Source organism: Pseudoalteromonas sp. AOP7-A1-14 (genome assembly GCF_052376275.1).
Lineage (GTDB): Bacteria > Pseudomonadota > Gammaproteobacteria > Enterobacterales > Alteromonadaceae > Pseudoalteromonas.
Window position 1 is genome coordinate 1 of the sequence record NZ_JBQSVO010000311.1, and the last position, 313, is coordinate 313.

Sequence of the window (313 nt, forward strand, 5' to 3'; positions counted from 1 at the left end):
ATGCGATATAGTGAAGATGGCGAACTAGGGATTGATAATAATATTACTGAGCGAGATATTCGGCCGTTTACCACTGGTAGGAAAAACTGGCTATTCTCAAAGTCAATTAATGGTGCCCAAGCAAGCGCCACACTCTATAGTATTGTGATGACGTGTCGTGCCAATGACATCAATCCTTATAACTACTTTGTGCATTTATTTAAAACGTTGCCGAATCGAGATGAGGGTGATGATGATTTTACCGACCTAATGCCGTGGAATGTGCAGCTAGACTTCGATTATAGCTAAGCGCACTGCTTAAATGCGCGCTTAC

At 42.2% G+C, this 313-nt stretch carries 1 protein-coding gene; it reads left to right on the plus strand.

Annotated features, from left to right (window positions below; all coding sequences use genetic code 11):
• The coding region (locus ACT3RM_RS18265; protein WP_444511564.1) for an IS66 family transposase at positions 1–288 on the plus strand (288 nt) is incomplete at its 5' end.
• Positions 289–313 lie beyond the last annotated feature (25 nt).